This is a genomic window from Parasedimentitalea denitrificans (assembly GCF_011813015.1).
In the GTDB taxonomy this organism is placed as follows: Bacteria; Pseudomonadota; Alphaproteobacteria; order Rhodobacterales; family Rhodobacteraceae; genus Parasedimentitalea; species Parasedimentitalea denitrificans.
Genome location: NZ_QHLQ01000045.1, coordinates 1 through 7,439, shown reverse-complemented (window position 1 = coordinate 7,439; position 7,439 = coordinate 1). Strand labels below are relative to the sequence as shown.

At 54.8% G+C, this 7,439-nt stretch carries 9 protein-coding genes; 2 read left to right on the top strand and 7 right to left on the bottom strand.

Annotation, left to right across the window (positions count from 1 at the left end; genetic code table 11):
• From DL239_RS20975 to DL239_RS20950, 6 genes are all read right to left on the bottom strand, one after another.
• On the bottom strand, window positions 1-123 hold a 123-nt coding region (locus tag DL239_RS20975), incomplete at its 3' end, for a helix-turn-helix domain-containing protein (protein WP_167686051.1).
• 129 nt (window positions 124-252) lie between these two features.
• Window positions 253-1,083: a sulfite exporter TauE/SafE family protein gene (locus DL239_RS20970; protein WP_167686050.1), complete on the bottom strand. Its 831-nt coding sequence runs from the start codon at window positions 1,081-1,083 to the stop codon at window positions 253-255.
• Between the two features lie 115 nt (window positions 1,084-1,198).
• The gene (locus DL239_RS20965; protein WP_167686052.1) at window positions 1,199-2,788 is read right to left on the bottom strand and encodes a gamma-glutamyltransferase family protein; all 1,590 of its coding nucleotides are present in this window, start codon (window positions 2,786-2,788) and stop codon (window positions 1,199-1,201) included.
• A complete protein-coding gene (locus DL239_RS20960) occupies window positions 2,772-4,286 on the bottom strand; it encodes a tripartite tricarboxylate transporter permease (RefSeq protein ID WP_167686049.1) in 1,515 nt (504 codons plus the stop codon). The genes DL239_RS20965 and DL239_RS20960 overlap by 17 nt, the downstream gene beginning before the upstream one ends.
• Window positions 4,279-4,797 (bottom strand): tripartite tricarboxylate transporter TctB family protein, encoded by a 519-nt coding sequence (locus tag DL239_RS20955; protein WP_167686048.1) that lies wholly within the window; start codon window positions 4,795-4,797, stop codon window positions 4,279-4,281. The genes DL239_RS20960 and DL239_RS20955 overlap by 8 nt, the downstream gene beginning before the upstream one ends.
• Complete coding sequence (locus tag DL239_RS20950) at window positions 4,794-5,738, bottom strand: Bug family tripartite tricarboxylate transporter substrate binding protein (RefSeq protein ID WP_167686047.1); 945 nt, start codon at window positions 5,736-5,738, stop codon at window positions 4,794-4,796. The genes DL239_RS20955 and DL239_RS20950 overlap by 4 nt, the downstream gene beginning before the upstream one ends.
• Window positions 5,739-5,868: 130 nt before the next feature.
• Here DL239_RS20950 and DL239_RS20945 point away from each other — a divergent pair, with 130 nt between their 5' ends.
• Window positions 5,869-6,753, top strand: a complete 885-nt coding sequence (locus DL239_RS20945) for a LysR family transcriptional regulator (protein ID WP_167686046.1) — start codon at window positions 5,869-5,871, stop codon at window positions 6,751-6,753.
• Window positions 6,754-6,864: 111 nt separating this feature from the next.
• Here DL239_RS20945 and DL239_RS21955 read toward each other — a convergent pair whose 3' ends face one another.
• Window positions 6,865-7,008: a LuxR C-terminal-related transcriptional regulator gene (locus DL239_RS21955; RefSeq protein WP_369410606.1), complete on the bottom strand. Its 144-nt coding sequence runs from the start codon at window positions 7,006-7,008 to the stop codon at window positions 6,865-6,867.
• 252 nt (window positions 7,009-7,260) lie between these two features.
• Here DL239_RS21955 and DL239_RS20935 point away from each other — a divergent pair.
• Window positions 7,261-7,439: transposase (locus tag DL239_RS20935; protein WP_206188585.1), on the top strand; the 179-nt coding region annotated here is incomplete at its 3' end.

The window sequence follows — 7,439 nt, the reverse complement described above, 5'->3', positions numbered from 1 at the left end:
CCATCGGTAAAAGCTGGATCGCCCGATCCCGAAATAACGGCAGGCTTTAGCAACATGACCAATCTCGTCTGCGTATCGCAGTATCCGCAGCTTACGTTGAATCTCGCGTTGATCCTTGTTCATGAACATCTCCTTCTTCCCAAATCTGGGAGGTTAAAGGAAATGTCCCGCGAGTAACGGCATATCTACAGGATTCGTTCAGCCCTGGCTGGTCCGTCGCGATCTTGCCACTAGATGTTATTCGAAATCCGGTCACGGAATGAAGCTTTTGGACAGCATTTTGATGGCGCTGATGGCAAGGAAAACCGCAAAGGCCATCCGCAGACGTTTCGGATTCAGGCTATGGGCGATCCGCACACCGATCGGGGCGCACAGGAAGGTCGCAATCGAGATCATGAGGGCAGAGGGCAGATTGATGTAGCCGACTGATCCGGGCAAAAGTCCGGCGATTTCCTGCCCGGCCAGAGCATAGCCAAGTACACCGGGCATTGCGATCATCAGACCGAACAAGGCGGCTGTGCCGACGGCGCGATGAACCGGATAAGACAATAATGTCAGGGTGGGCACGGACAGGGTTCCACCGCCGATCCCCATCATGGCCGAAAATGCACCAATCGGGGTTGCAATTGCCGCCTTAGCAAGCAGTCCCGCAGGCGGTGCGTCGGCAAGTGTGAAAGGTCTGGGGTTCAACATGTTCAGAACCACCAACATGGCAACTACGCCGAAAATTCCGGTCAGGACAGTCGCATCGAATTGCGTGGCCAGCCCCCCACCAATCAATGCACCCAGCACAATATAGGGTGCCCAAGCGCGGAACATGTTCAGGTCGATTGACCCTTTCCTGTGGTGTGCACGCGCTGAGGATATGGACGTTGGAATAATCGTGGCCAGAGATGTGGCAACCGCAAAATGCATGGCTACAGATTGGTCCACGTCCAAAAAACCAATCTCGGTCAGCCAATAGAGCGCCGGCACAATGACGATACCGCCTCCGACCCCTAAAAGACCGGCCAGAATGCCAGCCACAGCGCCTACTGACAAAAAGATTGGCAGCAGCACTGCCCAGTTCACAGCGTCGAGCATTCGCTGCTCTCCTTTCAAATTCTACACCAGCGGAAACCAGTGCGATGCATGTCACGCGGACCTGAGCCCGCGCGATTGATTTTTGTGAAATGCAAACAAGTTGTCCTGCGTGACGTTAGAAGCCGACGGCTTGTCCGTCTTTGCGGGGATCCGATCCAGCAATGTACCCGCCATCGGGTAAACGGTGAACCAGTTGTGCCCCCCCAAAACCAAACGCATTATCGGGGCTTTCGACTGTTATTTTGTGCCCCAGAGCCGCTAACCCATCGAGCGTGTCGCGCGGCATAGTGGGTTCACATGCTACTTCAAGCCCGTCAATCATGCGCCAGCGTGGTGCACAGGCAGCGGTTTGCACGTCCTGGCCCCAAAGCTGGGTGCGCAGCAAAAGCTGCACATGACCCTGCGCCTGAATCGGTCCCCCCATCATGCCAAACGCCATCAATGGCTGGCCATTCTTCATGGCAAAACCAGGAATGATTGTGTGCATTGGCCGCTTGTTACCTGCAACGCAATTGGGATGCCCATGGATCGTGTTGAATCCCGCACCACGGTTCTGCAGCGAAACTCCAGTGCCCGGCACCACTACACCCGAGCCAAACCCGGCGTAATTGGATTGGATAAAGCTGACCATCATTCCAGAGGCATCACCGGTATTCAGCAGAACCGTTCCGCCCCTTTTGGGTGCCCCGACACCGTGGTCGATGGCAGCTGTGGTATCGATTAGCGCCGCACGGGATTTGAGGTAGTCGGGGTCGAGCAACGCCTCTTCGTTGACCTCTGTCATGTTGTCTCTGTCCGCCACAAAGGCATGCAGATCTCGATAAGCCAGTTTGATAGCCTCAATCTGCAAATGAACGGCAAAAATATCGTCCGGCCCGTAATTACGAATGTCGGTATGATCTAGTATTCCAAGCGCCATCAAGGCGGCGATGCCCTGACCGTTTGGAGGTATCTCATGCAGGTCCACGTCATCAAAACCGGTGTTAATTGTGCCGCACCAATCGGGCTGATGTAAGGATAGATCCTCGAGCGTCATTGCCCCGCCGTTGGTCTGAATGAAGTCGACGATTTTTTGGGCCACTGCCCCTTTGTAAAAGGCCTCGCCCCGAGTTCTGCCGATTTCGCGTAATGTTTCGGCGGCACCAGGATTGCGGAACCTTTCCCCGGCACGGGGCGCGCGACCACCGGGCAGAAACGTTTCCGCAAACCCTGGCTGGTCTGCAAGGGTTTCGGCCGCATTGGCCCAAAGCTTGGCAATCACCGGCGAGACAATGAAACCATCCTCGGCATATCGTATGGCCGGGGCAAGCGTGGTGGCCAGTTCCAGATTGCCAAAGCGCTCGGACAGCGTGACCCAGGCGCTGATGGCTCCCGGCACGGTGACGCTGTCAACGCCATAGTATGGCATCCCGTCCGGGAAACGGGCACGGTCCCACGCGGCTGGCGAACGACCCGAAGCATTTAGGCCGTGCAGTTCTTTGCCATCCCAAAGTATGCAAAACGCATCCGAACCCAACCCGTTGCCGGACGGTTCGACCACGGTTAAGGCGGCTGCGGTTGCAATGGCTGCATCTACCGCGTTTCCGCCTTGTTGCAGGATGGTCAAACCAGCCTGCGCTGCCAGAGGTTGAGAGGTGGCGACGACATTGTCGGCAAGGATAGGTGACCGGCGCGATGGATAGACCGGATCATGACGCATGTGCATCTTTAACCCCATTCATTTTGTTAGTTTTGAGATGGCTGCGGATGGCCCAAGCAATGGACAACACTGCAGCAATAAGGAAAATCAGGCTGATAGGGCGAGTCAGAAACTGTGTCGGATCGCTGTCTGTCATCAACGCGCGACGCAGGTTGGTTTCTGCAATTGGACCAAGGATGACCCCAAGCACAAGTGGGGCCAGAGAATACCCCAATGTACGCATCGCATACCCCACCAAACCGACAGCGCCCAGTAGGTAGAGGTCCGTCACTCGGTTGTTGAGCGCAAATGAGCCGACAACACAGCAGGTCAACACGGTGGGAACAATCAGCCATTTGGGAACTTCGGCGACCCGCAGGAAGAGGCGCATTGAAAGCACCGAGACAATCAGCATCATGAACGAGGCCACTGCCATAGCGATGAACATACCATAGACCAGATCACCGTGATCAATGATCAGCCGTGGACCGACGGAAATACCATGCACCATAAGAGACGCCATCAGGATTGCATCCACAGCTGATCCGGGAATACCCAAACCAATCAATGGAATAAGTCCTCCACCTGCGGTGGCTGAGTTTCCAGCTTCTGACGCAATAACGCCGTCTGGCGTTCCGGTTCCAAACACTTCTGGCGTCTTTGAGGCACGTTTGGCCTGATCGTAGGCCACCAAGTTTGAAATGGATCCTCCCGCGCCGGGTAGCGCACCAATGAGCACACCGACAACCGACGAACGGATCAGGTTTACAGGGCTCATCAGAACCTCTTTCATGACTTTCCAAGTCTTGAAGTCGATAGCATCGGTCACCAATTTCGCTCCTGAGCGAACGGTTCGAGCGTTCTCGACTTCGCTCAGCAGTTGAGAGATCGCGAAAATTCCGATCAGCACCACTAGGAAAGGCAAGCCGGTTTCCAGCATCTCGATCCCAAAGTCGAACCTTGGACGGCCAAGAATAGGGTCGGCACCAACCGTTGAAATCGCCAGTCCGATCAGCCCAGCCAACAGCCCACGGATCACTGAATCGCCGACCAGGCTGGCCACGATTGTCAGGGCGAACACGATTAGAGAGAAATATTCCCAAGGGCCGAGCTTTACCGCGAATATAGCCAGCGGCGGGGCGGCAACCACCAAAAACAGCGTCGAGATTAGTGTGCCAAAAAACGAAGCCCAAACCCCGAGCGACAAGGCGCGGCCCGGATCACCTTTGCGCGCCATTGGAAAGGCGTCAAAAGTGGTAGCAACCGATGAGGGTGTGCCGGGAATGCCCAGCAAAGCCGCAGAGATCAGACCGCCGGTCAGCCCTCCGACATAGACCGATAACATGACTGCAACACCCTGCAGGGGTTCCATGGTAAAGGTCAGGGGCAATGTCAGTACAATGGCCATGGTGACCGTGAAGCCGGGAATGGCGGCTGCAATAATACCAGCGACAGACCCCACCAGCATGTAGAGCAATGTGCTAACCGCAAATATCTGCGCAAGCGCTGTCAGAATATCATCCATTCAAAAAATCTCCACGTGGCAGGAAGACGTTGAAAAACTCGGCAAACAAAGCATTCAGCCCGAATGAGAAGGCGAGCGCCACCAGCACTGCGATCAGCAGTGTCAAAGGTGTGCGTGGCATCAAGATCAACTGCAAACCGAACACGAATGCGAAACTAGCAATCGAAAAGCCAAGAATGGGCACGAGCAGAAGATAAGCTGCAAAGACAACAAAGCAGATGATGACAAGGTAGCGCAGCCTTAGCCAATTTAGCACTTCACCACCAAACTGTCCCCATGCAGTGCGGGAAATTTTGCGCAGGCTATCGATGATCGCGATGATTGCGATCAGAATAATCGCGGCAAATACGAACTTAGGAAAGGCAGCAGCACCAAGCACTTCAAACCGCGAACTTGGGATATGTTCAGCTGAAAGATACAGGGCAACCGAAGCCGCCAGAATGGCAACGTAGCTGAGGAAGCGGGCAATTTCGCCCGCTTCCAAGCTGTGGTTTTCGTCAGAAGTGCTCACTGAATAATGACCGCTGCCAAGGATTTCACGGTGTCATTCAGGTTGGACAAATAGCTGCGGTATTCATCCTGTCCCATAAAGGTGACCTGCGAGCCTACATTGTTGGTTTGCTCGACGTAGGTCGCGTCTTGCGATAGTTTTTGCAAGGCCGCTTCCATGGCGTCGCGCTCCGCAGCGGGTGTCCCCTTGGGCATTACGATCCCACGCGTCACTGTCAACAGTAGGTCTTGGCCCTGTTCGCGGAATGTCGGAACACCGGGAAGTGCGGGGTGGCGGTCTCCCGATCCTGCGGCCAAGAACACGAGATCCCCATTTTTGGAGAATTCGATTGAGGATGCCACATCCCCAATGGCAACATCCAGATTGCCACCAACAATGGCGCGCACACGTTCGCCCGTTCCCTCATAGCCCACGTATTTGAACTGCAGATCATAGGCCTGTTCGATCATCGCCGCAAAAAGGTGCGGCAGCCCACCAAGCGTGACACCCATGGTCAACTCGTTCGGGTGGGCTTTGGCATATTCGACGAATTCTTCGAAATTGGCGTAGTTTTCGGTTGGCTGGGCGATCAAGAATTGTGGAGATGCCGTCATCAGGGCGATCGGTTCAAAACTATCCCAAGTGAGCTCGGTCAAGCCGATCAGGGTCGCCATCAAAAGGCCTTCGTGGACCTGCGAAATCGTATAGCCATCAGCCGTTCGCCGGGATGCTTCGCGCAGCCCAACTGTACCGCCGACACCCGGCATATTGATGATCGGCATTTCGACACCAAGATGAGGCTCGATATTGGCCGACACAAGGCGCATCAGGGTGTCAGAGCCGCCACCGGGTGACCATGGAACAATGAATTCTACAGCGCGCTCGGGATAATCCTGCGCAACGCTGGGGGCTGCCAGTACGGCAGCGGTGAGTAGGGCCGCGAAGCCCGAAAAAACTTTCATGAGAAGTCTCCCTGAGTTTGTCGGCATTATCTTCCGACAGATTTTTGTTATTCCTGAGCGTAACGCCAGTTTTTCACTGACAAAGCGGAAAGATCTTGAGTTTAAATTCAGAATTGCTAAACTTGATTCCATGGACACACGACAGCTCGAGACATTCCTTGCAATCATTCAACGCGGTGGGTTTGCGGCTGCGGCAAAAGAGGTGAACCTAAGCGCCTCGGCGGTCAGCCAACAGATCTCTGCTTTGGAGCAGGACTTTGGCAACGCACTTTTTGATCGCTCCCGCCGACCACCTGCGCTTACCACCAAGGGGCGCGAGTTGCAGTCAGCTGCAGAATCTATTCTGCGGATCGTGGCCGAAACCAAAGCGACCGTGAGAGATGGTGATGTGGGCGGCACACTGGCACTGGGAACCTTGCGAACCTTCGGCGCGTACATCCTGCCTCATGCTCTGGCACGCCTCAAAGAGTTCTATCCTGACCTAAGCTACAGGCTGCGCGTTGGTTTGTCCGAGGATTTGATGGCGGATGTCGTCAGCGGCCAACTGGATGCGGCCTTGGTCGCAGATAACGTTGCTGTGCCAGCAGGCTTGCAATGGACACTGGTTTTTTCAGAGCCGTTGGTGGTGCTGACACCTCCGGGTGTGACCGAAAAGAGGTTGGATAAGCTGGTTCGAGAGGTGCCTTTCATCAGGTACGGAGTTCAGGTGCCTCTTGCCCGTCAGATTGATACTGAAATCGCTCGTCTTGGTCTTTCGGTTCGCCAGATTGTATCGGTGAACACGATGTCAGCAGTGTTTGGATGTGTTCAGGCTGGTCTGGGTTTTGCCATCGTGCCCTATGCAACGCTGCGAGGGTCCCAAACTGCGTCGCTTGACTGGTTCCCGTTTGGTACAACTCCGATCCATCGGGGGCTGGGAATTGTGCAGCGGCCCAACTCTCGCCGTGGCAAGGTATTGGAACAGCTCTCAGAGGCGCTTCGCCAAATCGGGATTACGCCGAGTGATGACGGTTGATCAGGCTTGAGCCAACGATAAACTGGTTGTTGGATGATCCGGGGGGCAGAGAGATGTGGCTGCCCTCAACTTATGCCGGAAAGGCGTTCGATCTAACCAAGACGGATCATGTCAATGACTGCCCATGAGTTGTCGCAACGACTTAACATTCATACGCTTATAGGCCTTTTTCCGGTGTGTTATGATGGTCGTTTCCGACAGGCCTAATAATTTCGCAGATTCTCTTGCCGTGCGAGCCTGACAAAATTGCTGCATTCTCATCTTTATCACAGTTTCTCCGATAGCCTTCTGCGGCGCGGGCCGCCCGGTTCTGAGCCAATCAACAGCGGCGTGTCCAGGTCGCCCTGACAAAACAGCGACACAAAGTCGACACCACACGCTTCATGGGCGACAGACATGACCGTCTGAATGAAATTCGGTGTACCGATCGCAGCTGTCTGCCGGGCTTTGTTGCACAAATCGGTTAATGGGATTCACTGTATGAATCCAGCGTGATAGTTGGGGTTCATGAGCAGGTGGACACCGACGACTTACAAGACCAGGAACTGGTCAGACTACAACCTAGCCCTAAAACAGCGCGGTTCGCTGGCGATCTGGTTTGATGCAGAGATGGCATGGGACGCGACGCCATCTGGCAAGAGGGGACGTCAGCAGTCTTATAATGATGCCGCGATACAAGCTTGTCT